Annotated in this window: 18 protein-coding genes; 11 read left to right on the forward strand and 7 right to left on the reverse strand. The window is 71.6% G+C overall.

All coding sequences use genetic code 11. The annotated features are described in order from the left end of the window. The first annotated feature begins 100 nt into the window (after window positions 1-100). Entirely contained in the window at window positions 101-2,044 is a 1,944-nt protein-coding gene (locus JOD65_RS04955; protein ID WP_191193473.1) for a M3 family metallopeptidase, read from the forward strand. A gap of 57 nt (window positions 2,045-2,101) precedes the next feature. On the opposite strand, the gene JOD65_RS04960 is transcribed toward JOD65_RS04955, so the two are convergent. Together JOD65_RS04960 and JOD65_RS04965 are read right to left on the reverse strand one after the other, a co-directional pair. Further along, a complete protein-coding gene (locus JOD65_RS04960) occupies window positions 2,102-4,108 on the reverse strand; it encodes a M4 family metallopeptidase (RefSeq protein WP_191193472.1) in 2,007 nt (668 codons plus the stop codon). A 231-nt stretch (window positions 4,109-4,339) separates the two neighbouring features. Beyond that, complete coding sequence (locus JOD65_RS04965; RefSeq protein WP_191193471.1) at window positions 4,340-5,050, reverse strand: SGNH/GDSL hydrolase family protein; 711 nt, start codon at window positions 5,048-5,050, stop codon at window positions 4,340-4,342. A gap of 84 nt (window positions 5,051-5,134) precedes the next feature. Here JOD65_RS04965 and JOD65_RS04970 point away from each other — a divergent pair, with 84 nt between their 5' ends. Next, on the forward strand, window positions 5,135-5,935 hold the full coding sequence (locus JOD65_RS04970; RefSeq protein ID WP_191193470.1) for a GNAT family N-acetyltransferase: 801 nt from the start codon (window positions 5,135-5,137) through the stop codon (window positions 5,933-5,935). Between the two features lie 105 nt (window positions 5,936-6,040). Here JOD65_RS04970 and JOD65_RS04975 read toward each other — a convergent pair whose 3' ends face one another. Then, entirely contained in the window at window positions 6,041-6,331 is a 291-nt protein-coding gene (locus JOD65_RS04975; protein ID WP_191193469.1) for a Dabb family protein, read from the reverse strand. Window positions 6,332-6,518: 187 nt separating this feature from the next. Between JOD65_RS04975 and dnaK the strand changes: the two genes are divergently transcribed. The 7 genes from dnaK (at window position 6,519) to JOD65_RS05010 (ending at window position 13,036) form a co-directional block, all read left to right on the forward strand. Next, window positions 6,519-8,411, forward strand: coding sequence for a molecular chaperone DnaK (gene dnaK, locus JOD65_RS04980; protein ID WP_191193468.1), 1,893 nt, complete (start codon window positions 6,519-6,521; stop codon window positions 8,409-8,411). Continuing rightward, a complete protein-coding gene (grpE, locus tag JOD65_RS04985) occupies window positions 8,408-9,043 on the forward strand; it encodes a nucleotide exchange factor GrpE (RefSeq protein WP_307820944.1) in 636 nt (211 codons plus the stop codon). Before dnaK ends, grpE begins: the two co-directional genes overlap by 4 nt. A 51-nt stretch (window positions 9,044-9,094) precedes the next feature. Next, window positions 9,095-10,273 carry a molecular chaperone DnaJ gene (gene dnaJ / locus JOD65_RS04990; RefSeq protein WP_191193467.1) on the forward strand — a complete coding sequence of 393 codons (1,179 nt, stop codon included), beginning with the start codon at window positions 9,095-9,097 and terminating at the stop codon, window positions 10,271-10,273. Window positions 10,274-10,280: 7 nt separating this feature from the next. Beyond that, window positions 10,281-10,694 (forward strand): heat shock protein transcriptional repressor HspR, encoded by a 414-nt coding sequence (locus tag JOD65_RS04995; RefSeq protein ID WP_191193466.1) that lies wholly within the window; start codon window positions 10,281-10,283, stop codon window positions 10,692-10,694. 1 nt (window position 10,695) lies between these two features. Then, window positions 10,696-11,157 carry an SRPBCC domain-containing protein gene (locus JOD65_RS05000; RefSeq protein ID WP_191193465.1) on the forward strand — a complete coding sequence of 154 codons (462 nt, stop codon included), beginning with the start codon at window positions 10,696-10,698 and terminating at the stop codon, window positions 11,155-11,157. A 252-nt stretch (window positions 11,158-11,409) separates the two neighbouring features. Next, the gene (locus JOD65_RS05005) at window positions 11,410-12,720 is read left to right on the forward strand and encodes a reverse transcriptase family protein (RefSeq protein WP_191193464.1); all 1,311 of its coding nucleotides are present in this window, start codon (window positions 11,410-11,412) and stop codon (window positions 12,718-12,720) included. 55 nt (window positions 12,721-12,775) lie between these two features. Further along, a complete protein-coding gene (locus tag JOD65_RS05010) occupies window positions 12,776-13,036 on the forward strand; it encodes a hypothetical protein (RefSeq protein WP_191193463.1) in 261 nt (86 codons plus the stop codon). A gap of 18 nt (window positions 13,037-13,054) precedes the next feature. On the opposite strand, the gene JOD65_RS05015 is transcribed toward JOD65_RS05010, so the two are convergent. From JOD65_RS05015 to JOD65_RS05025, 3 genes are all read right to left on the reverse strand, one after another. Next, window positions 13,055-13,822 carry a lysophospholipid acyltransferase family protein gene (locus tag JOD65_RS05015; protein WP_191193462.1) on the reverse strand — a complete coding sequence of 256 codons (768 nt, stop codon included), beginning with the start codon at window positions 13,820-13,822 and terminating at the stop codon, window positions 13,055-13,057. Window positions 13,823-13,999: 177 nt separating this feature from the next. Next, complete coding sequence (locus JOD65_RS05020) at window positions 14,000-14,845, reverse strand: aldo/keto reductase (RefSeq protein ID WP_191193461.1); 846 nt, start codon at window positions 14,843-14,845, stop codon at window positions 14,000-14,002. A gap of 41 nt (window positions 14,846-14,886) precedes the next feature. Beyond that, the gene (locus tag JOD65_RS05025; RefSeq protein ID WP_191193460.1) at window positions 14,887-15,672 is read right to left on the reverse strand and encodes a pentapeptide repeat-containing protein; all 786 of its coding nucleotides are present in this window, start codon (window positions 15,670-15,672) and stop codon (window positions 14,887-14,889) included. A 349-nt stretch (window positions 15,673-16,021) separates the two neighbouring features. Between JOD65_RS05025 and clpB the strand changes: the two genes are divergently transcribed. Continuing rightward, the gene (gene clpB / locus JOD65_RS05030) at window positions 16,022-18,604 is read left to right on the forward strand and encodes an ATP-dependent chaperone ClpB (protein WP_191193459.1); all 2,583 of its coding nucleotides are present in this window, start codon (window positions 16,022-16,024) and stop codon (window positions 18,602-18,604) included. Here clpB and JOD65_RS05035 read toward each other — a convergent pair. Continuing rightward, window positions 18,597-19,055: a globin domain-containing protein gene (locus tag JOD65_RS05035; protein ID WP_191193458.1), complete on the reverse strand. Its 459-nt coding sequence runs from the start codon at window positions 19,053-19,055 to the stop codon at window positions 18,597-18,599. The two genes, clpB and JOD65_RS05035, sit on opposite strands and share 8 nt — an antisense overlap. 80 nt (window positions 19,056-19,135) lie before the next feature. Between JOD65_RS05035 and JOD65_RS05040 the strand changes: the two genes are divergently transcribed. Next, entirely contained in the window at window positions 19,136-19,969 is an 834-nt protein-coding gene (locus JOD65_RS05040; RefSeq protein ID WP_307820945.1) for a CPBP family intramembrane glutamic endopeptidase, read from the forward strand. The last annotated feature ends 8 nt before the right edge of the window (window positions 19,970-19,977 follow it).

A 19,977-nucleotide genomic window follows, 5' to 3' on the forward strand; every position in this document is an offset into this window, starting at 1 on the left:
CTCGCAGCGCCGTCCGGCAACCTGCCCGGCCGGACCGTCGTACGGACCTGTCGGCCTCATGGTGCTGCCTGCCACGCCCGGGCGCCCGTAGGCTCCTGACGTGGCCGCCCAGACCGACACCCAGCCCGCTCCCGTCGACCTCCCCGGGGACGGTGACTGGCTCGCGTGGGTGTCGCAGCGCTGCCGCGACCAGCTCGAGGAGGCGCAGCAGCAGGTCGGGCTGGTGAAGGCCGGCTCCTCGGACGCCCCCGTCGTCCTCGTCGCGTGGAACAAGGCCGAGACCGCGATCGCCAACGCCGAGGCCGTCGCGCTGTGGGCCGAGGTCCACCCCGACTCGGCCGTCCGCGACCTCGCCGACGACCTCAGCCAGCAGGTGCAGAAGTACGTCACCGAGCTCGGCCTGGACCGCGACCTGTACGCCGTCTTCGACCGGCTCGCGACGTCGTCCGACCTCTCGGTCCTCGACGCCGACGGCCGCCGGGTGCTCGAGCACACGCTGCGCGACTTCCGCCGCGCCGGCGTCGACCGGGACGACGCCACCCGCGACCGGCTCCGCGCTCTCAGCGAACGGAGCGTCAAGCTGTCCCAGGACTTCGGCCGCAACATCCGCGACGACGTCCGGTCGATCCGGGTCGCGCCCGAGCGGCTGGCCGGCCTGCCCGAGGACTACCGCGCCGCCCACGCGCCCGACGAGGACGGCCTCGTCACCATCACCACCGACTACCCCGACCTCGTCCCGTTCATCACCTTCGGGTCCGACGCCGAGGCCCGCCACGAGCTGGCGCTGGCGCAGAACAACGTCGCCTGGCCCGCCAACGACCAGGTGCTCCAGGACCTCCTGGCGGTGCGTCGCGAGACCGCGGAGCTGCTCGGCTACGACTCGTGGCCCGACTACGACACCGAGGTCAAGATGATCGGCAACGGCCAGGCCGTCGCCGACTTCATCGACCGGGTGGGCGAGGCGGCGAAGGAGCGCGCCGGTGACGAGGTCGGCGTCCTCCTCGAGCGCAAGCGCGTCGACGACCCGTCCGCGGACGCCGTGGCGACCTACGACTCGCGCTACTACTCCGAGCTCGTCCGACGCGAGCAGTACGACGTCGACGGCCAGGTCGTGCGCACCTACTTCCCGTTCGAGCAGGTCCGCCAGGGCCTCCTCGACGTCACCGGCCGGCTGTTCGGCCTCGGGTGGACGCCCGTTGCGCGCGAGGACGCCGGCACCTGGCACGACGAGGTCGCCAGCTACGACGTCGACCTCGACGGCACCCGCATCGGGCGGATCCACCTGGATCTGCACCCGCGCGAGGGCAAGTTCAAGCACGCGGCCCAGTTCGACATGGTCAAGGGCATCGCCGGCGAGCAGCTCCCCGAGGGCGTGCTGGTCTGCAACTTCAACCGGGGCCTGATGGAGCACGACGAGGTCGTGACCCTCTTCCACGAGTTCGGCCACCTCGTCCACCACGTCCTCGCCGGCCAGGGTCAGTGGGCCCGCTTCTCCGGGGTCGCCACCGAGTGGGACTTCGTCGAGGCACCCAGCCAGATGCTGGAGGAATGGGCCTGGGACGCCGACGTGCTGGCCACGTTCGCGCGCAACGAGGCGGGCGAGACCATCCCGGCCGACCTGGTCGCCGCGATGCGCCGGGCCGAGCATTTCGGCAAGGGCCTCTACGCCGTGCAGCAGATGTCGTACGCCGCGCGGTCCTACTGGTTCCACGCCGGCCCGCACGACGACCTCACGTCGTACGGCGACGAGCTGCAGCGCCGCTACTCGGTGTTCCCGCCGCTCGACGGCGCCCACATGCACTGCGCCTTCGGCCATCTCGACGGCTACTCGTCGGGCTACTACACCTACATGTGGTCGCTCGTCATCGCGAAGGACCTGTACTCGGCGTTCGACGCGGACGACCTCTTCGCGGCCGACGTCGCCCTCGCCTACCGCGACAAGGTGCTCGCGATGGGGGGCCGCGAGGACGCCGCCGACCTGGTCGCCGACTTCCTGGGCCGGCCCTACTCCTTCGACAGCTGGGCTGCCTGGCTGGCGGAGTAGGACCGAGAACGGGGCGGGGCAGCAGTGCTGCCCCGCCCCGTCACGGAGTGGCTGAGGTCAGGAGACGTTCAGCGCGGTGTCGTCGACCACGAAGCTGGTCTGCAGCGACGAGTCCTCGGTCATGGTGAAGCGGATGGTGACCGTCTTCCCCTTGTAGGCGGTGAGGCTGTGCGAGAACTGCGTGTACGTCGCGTTGGTGCCCACGTTGCTGAAGCTGCGCAGCGTGGTGGCGGTGCTCCCGTCCACGACCTGCACCCGCATGGTGTCGTACGCCGTGGAGCCGCTCTCGGCGGTGTCGGTGCGGATCCAGTACGACAGCGTGGCCGCGGTCGCGGTGGACGGGATGGTCACCGACTGGTTGATCGTCTCGGTGCCCGAGGAGCCGTTGCCGCCGAGCCAGAGCTTCCACGAGCCCGTGCGGGCCGGGCGACCGGTGTTGTTGGTGATCGGGCCGGCGGTGCCGGTCCAGGTCGTCGCGCCGGACTCGAAGCCCGGGTTGCCGAGGATGTTGCCACCGGTGGGCGGGGGCGTCGTGGTGCCACCGCACGTCGGGTCGGCGGCCTGCGCCGGCACGTTGACGGCGTTCCAGGCGGCCTTGACGGCGTTGAACTGGGCACAGGTGCTGTCCAGGTTCTTGGCCGCGGTGAGGGTCCAGGTGCGGTACTTGAGGTAGTTCGACGAGCTCGTCTTCATCAGCATCGCGTTGTAGAGGACCTTGATGGCCGCCTGCTCGCCGAGACCGGTCACGGACTGGCCGTTGCACTTGGAGACGCCGCCGCGCGAGAGCAGGTAGAACCAGTGGTCGCCGGGGCCGGCGGCCGCGTGGACCTCAGCGGTCGGGATCGAGCTGGAGTAGCACGAGGGGTCACCCACGTTGGCGGGGTTGGAGCCGTCGCGGATCGGGCCCTGGCCGACGAGGTTCACCTCCTCGCCGACGGTGTGGTCGGGGGAGTCGTACGGCGCCACCTGGCCGTCGTAGTACTCCGTGGCCGCCGCGAGGGCGTCGCCGATGAACTCCTGGGTGCCGCCGCCGGAGATGCCGCCGGGGGTCTTGTCGTCGACGCCGTGGCCGAACTCGTGGGCCACCACGTCCATCGACGAGATCCAGGCGCCGGCCTGGTTCTTGCCGATCTGGACCTGCGTGCCGTCGTAGTAGGCGTTGATGTCGTTGAGGCCGACGCGGATCGGGACCCAGCCGCCCGAGCCGTTCATGCCGCTGCGGCCGAGCCACGACGACATCATCGCCTTCATCTGCTGCGCGGCGTAGAGGGCGTCGACGCAGCCGGTCTCGCGGTTGGTCGCGTTGCCGTTGCCCCACAGGTCGTCGGTGCCGGAGAACGTCGTGTTGGTCGCGGCGTCCTGGCAGCGCAGCGTCGTCGCTGTCGGGTCGGTCATGGTGTAGCTGCTTCCCGAGCCGCTGGTCGCGATGGGCAGGGGGTTGGGGCCGGAGTAGGCAGCCGTTCCGGAGCCGTGGGCGATCTGCTCGCGCGCCTCGAGGACGCTCCCGTCCTTGGCGTCGACCCAGACCTTCTGCCACGACACCTCGCCGGCGTCGGTGCCGCGGACCTCGACCTCGTACGCCAGGCGGGTGCCGGTGTCGCGGTGCCAGATCACGAGCTCCGGGGCCGAGGCGTCGCTGACCTCGTCGACCTGGCCCTTGGCGACGGCGGCCGCGCGGGCCGCGGGCACCTGGGCGGTGGTGGAGGCGATGTCGACCGGTGCCTCCTGGGCCACCGACGACCCGACGACCTGGCCGTCGGCGTCGGCGAGGACGACGAAGTCGCCGCCGACCACGCGCAGGCCCTCGTGGGTCCGCTCGTAGGCCATCGAGTAGATGCCGTTGTCGCCCTCGAACGTGCCGGAGCGGACGAACGTGTCCGCGGCGGCGCGCTCCAGCGCGGTCGAATGGCCCTTGACCCAGGCGCTGGCCGCCTGCTGGGCGTCGAGGCGGGGATCGCCCGCCGAGGGTGCGGCGCCGGCCGAGGTGACGGTCGGAACCAGGAAGGACGCAGCGACGGCTGACGCTGCGACACCGGCCAGGACGGCCGGACGGAGTGATTTCACTGGGGTTTCCAATCATGAGTTCGCGTCGGACGACGCGAGGGTGGATTGGGGTGTTGCGGACCACTGCACAAACTCGCAATCGGCGGACGGGCCGTCAATGCGCGCAGATCTGCACATTCGTGCAACGCGAGAAGATGCACTGTTCGGCCGATGACCGGACAAAAGTGTCCGATAGCCGGGGCAGGCAGGCCTCAGCCGCCGATCACCGGATCGGCGCGGGGTCCGTCCGGGTCAGCGGCCGAGCAGGGCCGGCCGGGCGGGTGTCACGGCCGTGAGGCGGTCCGCGACGGCGTCGCCGAACTCCCGGTGCCCGTCCTCGGTGAGGTGGAGCCGGTCGTCGAGGTAGTCGAGGTCGAGGTCGCTCGTGCGCACGTACGGGACGCCGTACAGGTCGGCGAGCACCTGGAGCCGGTCGTCGACCCGGGGCACGGCGCCGGCCCGGAGCGGGGCCGTCGCGGGACCGACGACCACCACGCGGTGGCCGACCAGGTCGGCCATCAGCTCGCGGAAGCCGCGGTTGATGGCGCGGTCGGGCTGGTCGTAGTCGTTGAGGCCGCCCTCGACCACCACGAGCCGGGGCTGCACGCCGAGCGCGGTCGGCGCGCGGTCGTGGAAGGAGACGCGACCGCAGCCGCTCGCCCCGGCGCTGAAGCCCGATCCGGAGAAGCCGCGGACGTGGACCTCGCCCGGGAGCCGGCCGGCCCACGACCGGGTCAGGTCGTCCTGCCCGAGGCCGACCGACCACGAGTCACCGATCACCAGGACCCGCTCGCCGCCACCCGTCACGACAGCCGCGCGCTCGCGGGCGTCGAGGCGGTGCTGCTGGCACCGGGTGGGTCCGGCGTCGGCGATGTCGGCGACGTAGAACGCCATCAGGGCAGCGATCAGCAGCGCGATGGTCGAGGCGCCGACGACCCGGCGCAGGTTCCCCCGATGGAGCACCAGAGAAGTGTGCGGCCTGGAGGCCGTTCCGCGCAGGCGAAAACCCCTGAGATTCCCCTGACTTCGGGACCTAGGCTGCCGCCCATGACGACCGACGCCCTCCTGGCGGCCTACGACGAGCAGCTCCGCACCGACGCCGAGATGGCCCGGGCCCACGAGGTCGTGCGCGAGGGGCCGCTCCTGTGGGGCGTCTTCGACCACGGCGGGTTCGTGTCCTACCGCGACCTCGGCGGCCTCGAGGGTGCGGCGCTCGACGCGCTCATCGAGCGGACGGTCGCCCACTACCGCGACGACACCGGCGTCGCGGCGTTCGAGTGGAAGTCGCGCGGGCACGACCGGCCCGCCGACCTCGGCGAGCGGCTCCTCGCCCACGGGTTCGTCGCCGAGCCCCGGGAGACCGTGATGATCGGCGAGGCCACGCTGCTCGACGTCGACGTACCCCTTGCCGAGACGCCCGAGGGCCCCGTCGTCGTACGACGACTCGAGCCGGGTCCCTCGGTCGTCGACGACCTCACCCGGATGCTCGACGCGCAGGAGTCGGTCTTCGGCACGGGTCGCGGGCCGTCGGTGGAGTCGTCGCTGGCCGAGCTCGAGTCCGGCGACTCGGAGTTCTGGGTCGCCGAGGTCGGCGACCGCGTGGTCTGCGGCGGCCGGCTCACCCCGGTCCCGGGCACCGAGTTCGCCGGCATCTGGGGCGGCTCGACGCTGCCCGACTACCGCGGCCGCGGGATCTACCGCGCGCTCGTCGCCGCGCGCGCCCGGTCGGCGACGGCCCGCGGCATCCGGTTCATCAACTCCGACTGCACCGACATGTCCCGCCCGATCCTCGAGCGCTCCGGGCTGCAGGCCGTGACCACCACGACCCCGTACGTCTGGTCCCGCTGACCTCGCCGAGTCCTCCTGTTGGAGTCCCCGCTCGTGCGGGGACTCCGCCACTTGGAGGCCGTTGCAACCGCCTACAAGTGACAGACGCCCCCAACAAGTACGACGTCAGAGCGGCGCGTAGTCGATCTCCAGGAAGTCCGCGACCTCCGGCACCCAGCGCTCCGCGACGAAGGCGGAGTGCACCGGGTGCTCGTTGTAGCCGTCGTACGCCACCTGGTCCGCGAACTCCATCGAGAAGCCGAAGGCGAAGTCGTTCTTCGGGCTCGTCTGGCGCAGCTGCTCGAACGCCGTGACGCCCGGGATGTCGGCCAGCGCCCGGGCGGCGGCGAGGAAGTCGGCCTCCTCGGTGGAGCCGGAGTCGTGGTGGAGCCGGAACGCGACGGTGTGGCGGATCATGCGCCAAGGCTAGGGGGAGCCAGGTCACACGAGATTTCTGTCCGGATCGGGGAACATCCGGCGCCGACCTGCGTTGTACCCCATGAACAGACTTGAGTCAGATCGACTCAACTGTTTTGCCTCCTCCGCGGTAGCGCGGCAGGATGGCACGCAGACTCACGTCATCCACACGCAGGAGGAACACACCATGGCTCGAGCGGTCGGCATCGACCTCGGCACGACGAACTCCGTCGTCGCCGTCCTTGAGGGTGGCGAGCCCACCGTCATCGCCAACGCCGAGGGCGCGCGGACGACCCCGTCCGTCGTCGCCTTCACCAAGTCCGGCGAGGTCCTCGTCGGCGAGGTCGCCAAGCGACAGGCGGTCACCAACGTCGACCGCACCATCCGGTCCGTCAAGCGCCACATGGGCGAGGACTGGAAGGTCGACATCGACGACAAGACCTTCACCCCCCAGCAGATCAGCGCGTTCGTGCTGCAGAAGCTCAAGCGCGACGCCGAGGCCTACCTCGGCGAGACGGTGACCGACGCGGTCATCACCGTCCCCGCCTACTTCTCCGACGCCCAGCGCCAGGCGACCAAGGAGGCCGGCGAGATCGCGGGCCTCAACGTCAGCCGCATCGTCAACGAGCCCACCGCGGCCGCGCTGGCCTACGGCCTCGACAAGGGCGAGGACCAGACCATCCTCGTCTTCGACCTCGGTGGCGGCACGTTCGACGTGTCCCTGCTCGAGATCGGCGAGGGCGTCGTCGAGGTCAAGGCGACCTCCGGCGACAACCACCTCGGTGGCGACGACTGGGACAACCGCGTCGTGGAGTGGATGGTCAAGAAGTTCAAGGACTCCAACGGCGTCGACCTGGCGGCCGACAAGATCGCCAAGCAGCGCCTGCAGGAGGCCGCGGAGAAGGCGAAGATCGAGCTCTCGTCCTCCAGCGAGACGACGGTCCACCTGCCCTACATCACGCACGGCGAGTCCGGCCCGCTGCACTTCGAGGAGAAGCTGACCCGCAGCGAGTTCCAGAAGCTCACCGCCGACCTGCTCGAGCGCACCAAGGCGCCGTTCCAGTCGGTGCTCAAGGACGGTGGCGTCGCCATCGCCAACATCGACCACGTGGTCCTCGTCGGCGGCTCGACCCGCATGCCGGCCGTGACCGAGGTGGTCACCGAGCTCCTCGGCGGCAAGCAGCCCAACAAGGGCGTCAACCCCGACGAGGTCGTCGCCGTGGGCGCCGCGCTCCAGGCCGGTGTCCTCAAGGGCGAGGTCAAGGACGTGCTGCTCCTCGACGTCACCCCGCTCTCCCTCGGCATCGAGACCAAGGGCGGCGTGATGACCACGCTCATCGAGCGCAACACCACCATCCCCACCAAGCGGTCCGAGATCTTCACCACCGCCGACGACAACCAGCCGTCGGTGGAGATCAAGGTCGCCCAGGGCGAGCGCCAGATGTGGTCGCAGAACCAGCCCCTCGGCAACTTCGAGCTCACCGGCCTCCCGCCGGCCCCGCGCGGCGTCCCGAAGATCGAGGTCACCTTCGACATCGACGCCAACGGCATCGTGCACGTGTCGGCCAAGGACCAGGCGTCCGGCCGCGAGCAGTCGATGACCATCTCCGGTGGCTCGGCGCTCGGCAAGGACGAGATCGACCGCATGGTCAAGGAGGCCGAGCAGTACGCCGAGGAGGACGCCAAGCGTCGCGAGGCCGTCGAGGCCCGCAACCAGGGCGACCAGCTCGTCTACACGACCGAGAAGTTCCTCACCGACAACTCCGACAAGCTCCCCGAGGACGTCAAGACCGAGGTCCAGGCCGACGTCGACGCCCTCAAGGAGACCCTGGCCAAGGAGGACGCGTCCTCCGAGGACATCACCGCCGGCATCACCAAGCTCGGCGAGTCCAGCCAGAAGATGGGCGCTGCGATGTACGCCGCTGCGGAGGCCGACCAGGCCGCCGCGGGTGGTGCCACCGGGGCGACCGGCGAGTCGGACGACGACGTGGTCGACGCCGAGATCGTCGACGAGCCGACCGACGGCTCGACCGACGGCTCGACCGACGGCGACGCGACCGCCGAGGGTGAGTCCAAGTGACCGATCGCCCCGTCGAGCCCACCCCGGGCCCCGAGGCGACCGACCTCCCGGAGGGGGAGCCCACCGCGGCTCCCTCTCCCGAGGGCGGCTTCGGTGACGCCGCGGCCGAGATGGCCAACGAGACCGAGGTCGAGGCCGACGTCCCGCCGCACGTGGACACGGCGTACGACGACGACGTCGACACCGAGGAGCACGAGCTCGCTGCGATGAAGGGGTCGCTCGCCGACCTGACCAACGACCTGCAGCGGCTCCAGGCCGAGTACGCCAACTACCGCAAGCGGGTCGACCGCGACCGGCAGCTGGTGGCCGAGTCGGCCGCCTACAAGGCGCTGACGCCGGTGATCGAGGTCCTCGACACCATCGACCGGGCCAAGGAGCACGGCGAGCTCGAGGGTGGCTTCAAGGCGGTCGCCGACCAGCTCGAGCGTGTCGTGGCGAGCGCCGGCCTGGTCCGCTTCGGCCAGCCGGGTGACGCGTTCGACCCGACGTTCCACGAGGCGCTGAGCCACCTCGGCGCCGACGCCGAGGTCGAGGTGACGACGGTCAAGCACGTCGCCAAGGGCGGCTACCGGATGGGCGACCGTGTCGTCCGCGCCGCCCAGGTGCTCGTGGTCGACCCGGTCGACGCCTGAGGCGGCACCACGCACCCGATGACCCTGTCGACGACGGAGGGAGGTTGATCCATGGCTGACAACGAAGGTTTCCGCAACGACTGGGCGACCAAGGACTTCTACCAGGTCCTCGGCGTCGCCAAGGACGCCAGCGCGGCCGACATCAAGAAGGCCTACCGCAAGCTGGCCCGGGCCAACCACCCCGACTCCAACCCCGGCGACGACGCCAAGCACGAGACGTTCAAGGCCGTCGCCGAGGCCTACGACGTCGTCGGTGACGAGGCCAAGCGCGCCAAGTACGACGAGTTCCGCTCGCTGCAGTCGCGCGGCGGCTTCGGCCCCGGCATGGGCGGCGGTGGCGGTGGCTTCGGCGGCGGTGGGTTCAACCTCGACGACCTGCTCCGCGACCGCGCCGGTGCGGGCGGCGGGCTCGGCGACATGTTCGGCGACCTGTTCGGCGGCGCCCAGCGCGGGCGCACGCAGCAGCAGGCCCGGCCACGTCGGGGCGCCGACGTCGAGAGCACGGCGACCATCGGCTTCACCGACGCGCTCGACGGCGTGACGGTGTCGCTGCGCCTGACCTCCGACACGGCCTGTCCGACGTGCCAGGGCACCGGCGGCAAGCCCGGCACCCGCCCGCACATCTGCCCGGAGTGCGAGGGCGCGGGGTTCGTCGTGGCCGGCACGGGCGGGGCGTTCTCCATCAACGAGACCTGCCCCGCCTGCGGCGGGCGCCAGCTGGTCTACGACGAGGCCTGCCCCACCTGCCACGGCAGCGGTCGCGGCACCTCGGCGCGCACCATCCAGGCCCGCATCCCGGCCGGCGTCAAGGACGGCGCGAGGATCCGGCTCAAGGGCAAGGGCGCGCCCGGCGACAACGGCGGCCCGCCGGGAGACCTGTTCGTCAAGGTCAAGGTCACCCCCCACCGCGTCTTCGGCCGCAAGGACGACAACCTCACCATCGACGTCCCCGTCTCCTTCGACGAGGCGGCCCTCGGCGGCGAGGTGAAGATCCCCACGCTCGGCGGCGCGCCGGTGACCCTCAAGCTGCCACCGGGAACGCCCAACGGCCGCACCTTCCGGGTCCGCGGCAAGGGCGCCACCAAGCGCGACGGCAGCAAGGGCGACCTGCTCGCCACGGTCGAGGTGCAGGTCCCGGCCAACCTCGACCCGACCGCCCGCGAGGCCCTCGAGGCCTACCGCGCGGCCACCGCCGGCAAGCCGCTCCGCGCGGGCCTGTTCGAGGGATGAGCACCCCGTGAACACCGTCTTCCAGCCCCCGTCCCCCGACGCTGCGGTCTACGTCATCTCCGTCGCCGCGGAGCTGACCGGCCTGCACCCGCAGACCCTGCGCGCCTACGAGCGGATGGGGCTGATCCAGCCCGGCCGCACCGGCGGGGGCGGTCGCCGTTACTCCCACCGCGACATCGAGCGGCTGCGCGACATCGCCGACCTCACCAGGGCAGGCATCGGCATCGAGGGGGTGCGCCGCATCATGGACCTCGAGCTGCAGGTCGACGCGCTCCGCGCCCGCAACGAGGAGCTCCTCGCCGAGCTCCAGGCGCTGCGGAGCGGGCTCGCCGCGCGGGCGGCGGTGCAGCCCACCAACAAGCTGCCGGTGCTGCACCAGGCCGTCGGGCAGTCCCTCGTCGTGTGGCGCCGCGGGTCCTGACGTGCCACGCATCGACCGGGCCGTCACCGACGTCAGCGCGCCGCCGGAGGAGGTGTACGCCGCCTTCGTCGACGCCGACGCGCTGGCGGCCTGGCTCCCTCCGGACGGGATGACCGGCGAGATCGCCGAGGCAGACCTGCGGGTCGGGGGTGGCTTCACCATGACGCTCCGCTACGACGAAGCACCGGAGGGTGGCGGCAAGACGACCGAACGCACCGACGTCTCCCGCGTCGCGATCGACGAGCTCGTCGAGCCCGAGCGCGTGGTCTGGGGCGTCGAGTTCGACTCCGACGACCCGGACACCGCCGGCCGGATGACGATGACGTGGACCTTCACCGCCCGCGACGAGGGCGCCCGCGTCGCGATCGACGCCACCGACGTACCTCCCGCCATCGACGTCGAGGCGCACCAGCAGGGTCTCGACGCGTCGCTGGCCAACCTGGCGGCCTGGCTCGAGGCGTAACCGGCCACAGGTGTCGTGGCCTGCGGCTACTGTGCGCGGGGTGCGGCAGCGCAATCTCGAGACGGCGGACCGGTGCGCGTCACCGGTCGGCTTCTCCGGGGCTACCCCGGGGACCACCGGATCGTTCGGGCACGGCACCGCGCGCGACTCGCTGCGCTCCGCTGCAGGTCATCGCGCGCACGACGGGACAGGTCGGGCTGCGCTGCCGCACTCCCTCCCCGCCACCCTTCTCCGCCTCGGGTCAGCGATCGGATGAGGTCCGACCTGGCGCGCGCGCTGGCGGCCGCCTTCCTCGCCGGCGAGTGGACCCAGCCGGGCCTGGTCGCGAGCGGTACGACGGTGCTGGGTCGCCGAGCGCGGTGGCTGCCGCCGCTCGTACGCCAGACGCTCGCGCTCTACCCGCGCGCACCGGTCGACCGTCCCCGCGAGCTGGCCGCCAACCTCGCCTCGCGTCCGGCGGCGGCCAAGGCGCTGCGGGCGGTCCCCCTGGTGCGACCCGTCGTCGCAACTCAGATGCTCACCAACCGGTGGCGGCTGCCGGTGCTCGACGACCTCGCGGACGTCGCGTCGTTCCTGCACCTCAGCGCCTCCGACCTCGACTGGTTCGCCGACCCCCGACACCTGGCGCGCAGCGCCTCCGACGTCCCGCTCCAGCACTACCGCGTCTCCCACCGCGTGGCGTCCAGCGGTGCCATCCGCGTCCTCGAGGCGCCCAAGCCGCGGCTCAAGGCAGTGCAGCGCCGGCTGCTCCACGAGCTCGCCGCCCTCATCCCGCCGCACGACGCGGCCCGGGGCTTCCGGCCCGGAGGCTCGGTGCGGTCCTACGCCGCGCCCCACGCCGACCGGAGCGTCGTCCTGCGGCTCGACCTCGAGGCGTTCTTCGCGAGCGTGACCGTCTCCCGCGTCTACGGCATCTGGCGCACCGCCGGCTACCCCGAGCCGGTCGCGCACTGCCTGGCGGGCCTGGTGACGAGCGTCCTGCCGCTCTCGGCCTGGCGGGCCGTGCCGACCCCCGCGGACGACGGCATGCTCGACGCGCACTGGCGGCTCGGTCGTCGGCTCGCCGCGCCGCACCTGCCGCAGGGCGCGCCCACGTCACCCGCGATGGCCAACCTGGCGGCCTTCCGGCTCGACGTGCGCCTCACTGCGCTGGCCCGGTCGTGGGGCGGCCGCTACACGAGGTACGCCGACGACCTGGCGTTCTCGGGCGAGCGCGGATGGGGCACGGGCACGTCGCGACTGATCGACGCGATCGGGTCGATCGTCGCGGACGAGGGATTCCGGCTCAACGCCCGCAAGACCGGGGTGATGCCACGCGCCGGTCGGCAGACCCTCGGGGGGCTGGTGGTCAACGAGCGGCCGAAGGTGGCCCGCCACCAGGTCGACCTCCTGCGGGCGATCCTGCACAACTGCCACCGGCACGGACCGAGCACCCAGAACCACGACGACGTACCCGCTTTCGAGGAGCACCTGCGCGGCCGGATCGCATGGGTCGCGCAGCACGACCCGGTGCGCGGGCGCCGGCTGCAGGCCGTCCACGACACGATCGACTGGAGCCGGTGACCACCGCTGTCGGTGCCAACGCGTAGGTTCATCACGTGAGTGGACGATGAGCAAGATGGACAACCTGCGTGCCATGCGCGAGGCGAAGTACGCCGAGGCGCAGAAGCGCGCGGGCTCCGCGCCGGCGCGACCGAAGGCAGCGGCGCCCGTCGCCCCGCCGGCCCCGGCTGCGGAGAAGGCAGCCAGGACTGCAGCGCAGCCGGAGGTCGAGTCCGAGCAGTCGGCGACCGAGGAGCTGTGCGGCCACCGCAACATCAGCGGTCGCACCTGCACCCGCGAGCGCGGCCACTCGGCGAAGAGCCACCGCTACTCCTGACGCCGTCGGGCGAGCGGGTCAGGCGCCGAGTGCCTCGGCCGGCACGCCGGTCGGGTGGGGCGCGGGCTCGCCGCGCAGCTCGGCGACCTGCGACACGAGCACGGTCATCACCTCGTCGGCCACCCGGCGCACGGTCGCGTCGTCGATCGGCTGGTCACCGCTGACGCCCGCGAGGCGTCGTACGTCGATCGGCTCCCCGACCGCGACCCGCACCCGCGGGCGCAGGAGCGTGTTGCGCAGCAGTCGGGCGACGATGCCTGTCGTGCCCACGACCTGCTGCGCGCCGACCAGGGCGACGGGGACGACCGGCGCGCCGGTGCGGAGCGCGAGCCGGACCGCACCGGTCTTCGACCGCTCGGGCCAGTGCTGCGGGTCGCGGGTGATGCGGCCCTCGGGGAAGAGGCCGACGGCCTCGCCGGCCTCGAGCGCGGTGGCCGCTGCGTCGAGCGAGCCGGCGGCCGCGTCGGTGCCGCGGAGGACGGGGATGAACCCGAGCCGACGGACGACCGGGCCGACCACGCCCGACCGGAAGACGCCGCCGGTCGCCATCAGCCGCAGCGAGCGGCCGAGACGACGGCCGACGAGCGCCAGCAGGATGCCGTCGGCGAAGCTCGTGTGGTTGGCGACCACGATCACCGGCCCGTCGGGGAGCTCGGCGTCGGGGACGGCACGACGGGTGAGCTCGAGGCGGCTGACCGCGGAGACGATGCTGCCGAGGAGGCTGGCGGCGACGGCGTACAGAAGGGCGGAGCGAAGGCCCGGGCGCTGCCAGGTGCTGGGTTCCATGCGGGTGAGTCTGGGCCAGCCGGGCGGGGTCGCGCGTGGGTATGAGCACTCAGGCGGCGATCCGGGAGACACCGTGCAGGCAGTTCGCCGCAGCCGCGCCCGGCGCCACGCTCAGCGCGTCGACCGGTGACGCGAACTGCCTGCATGGTGCACGTGACGGAGGCCCGCGGCTGCCGGTCAGCCGGGGATGTAGTCGAATGTGTCGGGGTTGGGGCCGGTGCGGCCGTCCTCGCCGCGGTCCAGCCCCGAGATGCGCGCCACCTCGTCGTCGGTGAGGGAGAAGTCGAAGATCTCGAAGTTCTCCTTCATCCGCCCGGGGTTCACCGACTTGGGGAAGACGATGTCGCCGCGCTCGACGTGCCAGCGGAGGGTGACCTGCGCGGTCGACCTGCCCTTCGCCTCGGCGATCTCGGTGATCACGGAGTCGTCGAGCACCTGGCCCTGCGCGATCGGCGACCACGCCTCGGTCGCGACGCCGTGCTTCGCGTTGGCCGCGCGCGCGTCGTCGTTGGTGAAGTAGGGGTGGACCTCGACCTGGTTGATCACCGGGACGACGCCGGTCTCGTCGACGAGCCGCTGCAGGTGGGCCGGCTGGAAGTTCGAGACGCCCACCGACGCCGCGCGGCCGTCCTCGACGAACGACGCCATGGTGCGCCAGGTGGAGACGAAGTCGCCGTCGTAGCGCGTCGGCAGCGGCCAGTGGATCAGGAACAGGTCGATGCGGTCGAGGCCGAGGTCGGTGAGGGTCTTCTCGAACGCGCGCTCCGCGTCGTCCGGTCGGTGGAAGCCGTTGTTGAGCTTGGAGGTCACGTAGACCTCGTCCCGCGCGATCGCGGACGACCGAAGCGCCTCACCGACCTCCTTCTCGTTGCCGTACATCTCCGCGGTGTCGACGTGGCGGTAGCCGACCTCGAGCGCCTGCGTCACCGCCTCCGCGGTGTCGGCCGGGTCGATCTGGAACACGCCGAAGCCGAGCTGCGGGATGGACGTGCCGTCATGGAGCTGGATGCTGGGAACGGTCATACGAGGCACAGCACGACCCTCCGGCGAGGTATTCCGTCCGGTCAGGACGCCCAGCGTGTGGGCCGCGACAAACCCTCCGGAAGGGTGGTCGCCCGGTCGCCGATGGCGCCGTTGACCTGGGGCTGGGTGAGGAAGAGGGCGGTGGAGAGGTCGCAGCCGCGTACGTCGGTGTCGCGCAGGTCGGCCCCGAGGAGGTCGACCTCACGCAGGTCGGCACCGCGGAGGTCAGCGGCGATCAGGAGCGCGCCGCGGAACGACCAGCCGCGGTGGTCGCCGACGAGCCGTCGGCCGGCGAGATCGGAGCGCGTGCGGTCCTGAGCGGCGGGCCACGGCCGTCGTACGCGAGCGCTGGCCTCCGACAGCAGGGCGCCCACCCGCTCGTGCAGGGCGTCGACGTCGGCGAGGAGGAGGGTCTCGGGATCGGCGCTGGTGAGCTGCTCGATCTCGGCGCGTACGACATCGGCAGCCGGGTCGGGCGAGCGCCGGGCGACCTCGACGAGGTGGACGAGCATCTCGTGGAGCTGGCGCATCACCGACAGCACTGCGGCCATCTCGGCGAGGTTGTCCTGCTCGCGCCACGAGGTCCCGCCGTAGGTGACCTGGGAGACCTGCTGGCCGGCGCCGAAGCACTCGAACACCGTGCATCCGGGCCACCCGTCCTCGCGCAGGGTCGCGTGGATGCGGCAGCTGTCGTCGGTGAGCAGGTTGAGGCAAGGGCTCCCGCCGGGCTTGTCGACGCCGAAACCGGCCGAGGCGGAGAAGGGGAGCAGCACGCAGCAGAGGCCGAAGCAGCTCGCGCAGTCAGAGCTCAAACCGGGCGTGGACACCCGGGGATCGTGTCATGCGTGTGGTGAGGGCCCGCGAGGATCCTCAGGCGCCGTACCACCCGTACTGGATGGCGAGCGCGTTGACCACGAGCAGGAAGACGAAGAGCGCGCCGATGAAGCGGTTGTCGAAGATCAACTTGCTCATAGCACCACTGTGCCCGGTTGTTCGCGGAATGAAACAGATGGACGGTAAAGCCTTGGGCCGGGCAGGGATTTGCCCAGTTTGGGACAGATCAGAGTTGAGGGGAATCGACTCAACTTCTGGTGCGTTGCACCGGGCGAGGCCACAGTGGTCTCGTGACGGGCGCAAGGGCGCCCTCCTCGACCCACGGACATCTGAGGAGATGAGTTGAGCCAGTTCGGTGCCGAGAAGTTCACCACCCGCAGCCGCGAGGTCGTCGAGGCTGCCCAGCTCGCCGCCACCACCGGCGGAAACACCACCACCGAGCCCATCCACCTGCTCGTCGCCCTGCTCAAGCAGGAGGACGGCGCCACCCGCAGCCTCGTGCAGAAGGCGGGCGTCGATCCCGTCGTCCTGCTCGCGCAGGCCGAGGGCGTGCAGCAGCAGCTGCCCCGGGCCACCGGCTCGACGGTGCAGCAGCCAAGCGCGTCCGCCTCGCTGACCCGCGTGCTGGCGCAGGCGCTCGACCTCGCGGCGTCGATGAAGGACGACTACGTCGCCACCGACCACCTCCTGGTCGCCACGGCGACCGTCGAGTCGAGCGCGCAGAAGGTGCTGACCGACGCGAGCCTCACCGCGGCCGGGCTGCGGGAGGCGATCACCGCGGTCCGCGGCAACCGGCGCGTGACCAGCGAGAGCGCCGAGGCGTCGTACGAGTCGCTGGAGAAGTACTCCGTCGACCTCACGAAGTCGGCCGAGGACGGCCGGCTCGACCCGGTGATCGGCCGCGACGCCGAGATCCGCCGCGTCATCCAGGTGCTGTCGCGGCGCACCAAGAACAACCCGGTCCTCATCGGCGAGCCCGGTGTCGGCAAGACCGCGGTCGTCGAAGGCCTCGCCCAGCGCGTCGTCGCCGGTGACGTGCCCGACTCGCTCAAGGGCCGGCGGGTGCTCAGCCTCGACCTGGCCGCGATGGTGGCCGGCGCGAAGTACCGCGGCGAGTTCGAGGAGCGGCTCAAGGCCGTCCTCGAGGAGATCAAGGACGCCGGCGGGCAGGTCATCACCTTCATCGACGAGCTGCACACCGTGGTCGGTGCGGGCGCCGGGGGCGACTCCGCGATGGACGCCGGCAACATGCTCAAGCCGATGCTCGCGCGCGGTGAGCTGCACATGATCGGCGCGACCACGCTCGACGAGTACCGCGAGCGCATCGAGAAGGACCCGGCGCTGGAGCGCCGCTTCCAGCAGGTCTTCGTCGGCGAGCCCAGCGTCGAGGACACCATCCAGATCCTGCGCGGCATCCAGGAGAAGTACGAGGCCCACCACGGCGTCCGCATCACCGACGCCGCGCTGGTCGCGGCGGCCACGCTGTCCGACCGCTACATCACCGGCCGCCAGCTGCCCGACAAGGCCATCGACCTCATCGACGAGGCGTCGTCGCGCCTGCGGATGGAGCACGAGTCCTCGCCCGAGGAGATCGACCAGCTCCGCCGCCGGGTCGAGCGGCTCAAGATGGAGGAGTTCGCGCTCGCGAAGGAGACCGACGCCGCCTCTGCCGACCGGCTCACCGTGCTGCGCAAGGACCTCGCCGACCGCGAGGAGGAGCTGCGCGAGCTCGAGACCCGCTGGGAGCGCGAGAAGGACCAGCTCCAGGGCGAGGGTGAGCTGCGCCGCCGGCTCGACCAGCTCAAGATCGAGGCCGAGAAGAAGCTGCGCGAGGGCGACCTCGCCGGTGCCTCGGAGATCCAGTACGGCCAGGTCCCCGCGCTCGAGAAGCAGATCGACGAGGTCGAGAAGGCCGAGGCCGTCGACCTCGAGCCGCTCGTCGGCGAGGAGGTCGGCGCCGAGCAGATCGCCGACGTCGTGGAGGCGTGGACCGGCATCCCCACCGGCAAGATGCTGCAGGGCGAGACCGCCAAGCTGCTCGAGATGGAGTCGGTCATCGGTGAGCGCCTGATCGGCCAGCGCGAGGCCGTCACCGCGGTCAGCGACGCCGTACGCCGATCACGCGCCGGCATCTCCGACCCCAACCGGCCGACCGGGTCGTTCCTCTTCCTCGGGCCCACCGGCACGGGCAAGACCGAGCTCGCCAAGGCGCTCGCGGACTTCCTCTTCGACGACGAGCGGGCGATCGTTCGCATCGACATGAGCGAGTACAGCGAGAAGCACTCGGTCTCGCGGCTCGTCGGTGCACCTCCCGGCTACGTCGGCTACGACGAGGGCGGCCAGCTGACCGAGGCCGTGCGGCGACGCCCCTACAGCGTCGTCCTCCTCGACGAGGTCGAGAAGGCGCACCCCGAGGTCTTCGACATCCTGCTGCAGGTGCTCGACGACGGCCGGCTCACCGACGGCCAGGGGCGCACGGTCGACTTCCGCAACACGCTGCTGATCCTGACCTCCAACCTCGGGTCCAACTTCCTGGTCGACCCGAACCTGATGCCGGACACGAAGAAGATGTCGGTGATGGGGGTCGTGCGCTCGCACTTCAAGCCCGAGTTCCTCAACCGGCTCGACGAGGTCGTCCTGTTCGAGGCCCTGTCGAAGGACGACCTGGCCCACATCGTCGACCTGCAGCTCGCGCTGCTCGAGCAGCGGCTCGCGGTCCGGCGGATCACCATCTCGGTGACCGACGCCGCCCGCGCCTGGCTCGCCGACACCGGCTACGACCCGGCCTACGGCGCCCGGCCGCTGCGCCGACTGATCCAGTCGGCCATCGGCGACCCGCTCGCCCGGCTGCTGATCGCCGGCACGGTCGCCGACGGTGGCGCGGTGACGGTGGACGTCGGCGACGACGGGCTCGTGCTCACCTGATCGGGCCGTCCCAGTCCCAGTGGGTCAGCGACAGGTCGTCCGGGACGTCGTCCTTCGAGCGTCCCCAGGCCTGGAACGGTCCGGTCGCGGCCCACGTGACGTAGTCGGTGATCGCCCGGCGAACCTTCGGGTCGTCGGGCACACCGGCCTCGTCGAAGGACTCGACGACGCACCGGACGAAGCGCGGGCTCGCGGTGACGGCGTAGTCGCCCTCGCCGGCGTGCAGGCGCTGCACGTGCGACTCGCTGCCGCCCATCGCGGTGGTGTAGGTCGGCGGGCCGCCGAGTGCCTCGGCCCAGTAGGCCGCCAGCCGCTCGGTGTGGTCGGGCTGGTTGTCGGCGTGGGAGAAGGGGTGGTTGAGCAACGGGTCGGCCAGGCAGCGCTGGTGCGTCGCCTCGGCCAGCCGGACGAAGACCTCCATGCCGCCGGCCGCCTCGTAGATCGTGCTCACCCGTCGATCGTCGTACAACGAGTGCCGTTGGTCGAGACGGTTCTCAGCGCCACCTCAGCCGGCTGCGGGATGCTGGGGGCGTGAGCACCACGACCGAGGCGACGAGACCGTGGTGGCGACTCCGGGACACGCCCGTCCCGGGTGGCGTGCCCGACCTGGCGAAGGCGCTGCTGTGGACCGAGCTCGCGCTCGTGCTGCTCGTCTCGCTCGGCCGGAGCGCGGTCTACTCGATCGTCAGCATCGTCTCGGCACTCACCGCCCCGGGACCGCTGTCGTCGCAGGCGGCCAACCTGAACAACTCCCTCGCCCCCGACCGGCCGTGGCTCGACCTGACCTACCAGCTGCTGCGGGTCGCCTTTGCGCTCGTGCCGGTGGCATTGGCGGCGTACCTGCTGGTGCGCTCCGGCAGCAGGCTCAAGGACGTCTGGGCACGTGACGGGGGCTGGAGCACCCTCGGCGACTGGGGGCGCGGCGCCCTGCTGGCGGCCGGCGTCGGCTCGGTCGGCGTGGTCTTCTACCTCGCGACCTTCGCGCTCGGCACCAACCTGACGGTCGTCGCCCAGTCGTTGCCGGGGGAGTGGTGGCGGGTGCCGGTGCTGGTGCTGGCGGCCGCGCAGAACGCCGTGCTGGAGGAGTTCATCGTCCTCGGCTTCGTGCAGGTGCGGTTGCGCCAGATCGGGTTCGGCGACACCGCCGCCATCGGACTGGCGGCCCTCCTGCGCGGCAGCTACCACCTCTACCAGGGGCTCGGCGGCTTCATCGGCAACCTCGCGATGGGGCTGCTGTTCGGCTGGCTCTTCCGCCGCTGGGGGCGGGTGATGCCGTTCGTGGTCGCCCACACGCTGCTCGACGTGGGCGCGTTCGTGGGGTACGCCGTGCTCGCCGGGCGGGTCGACTGGCTGCCGACCCTGTGACCCGCCCG

The organism is Nocardioides cavernae, assembly GCF_016907475.1.
Taxonomy (GTDB): domain Bacteria; phylum Actinomycetota; class Actinomycetes; order Propionibacteriales; family Nocardioidaceae; genus Nocardioides; species Nocardioides cavernae.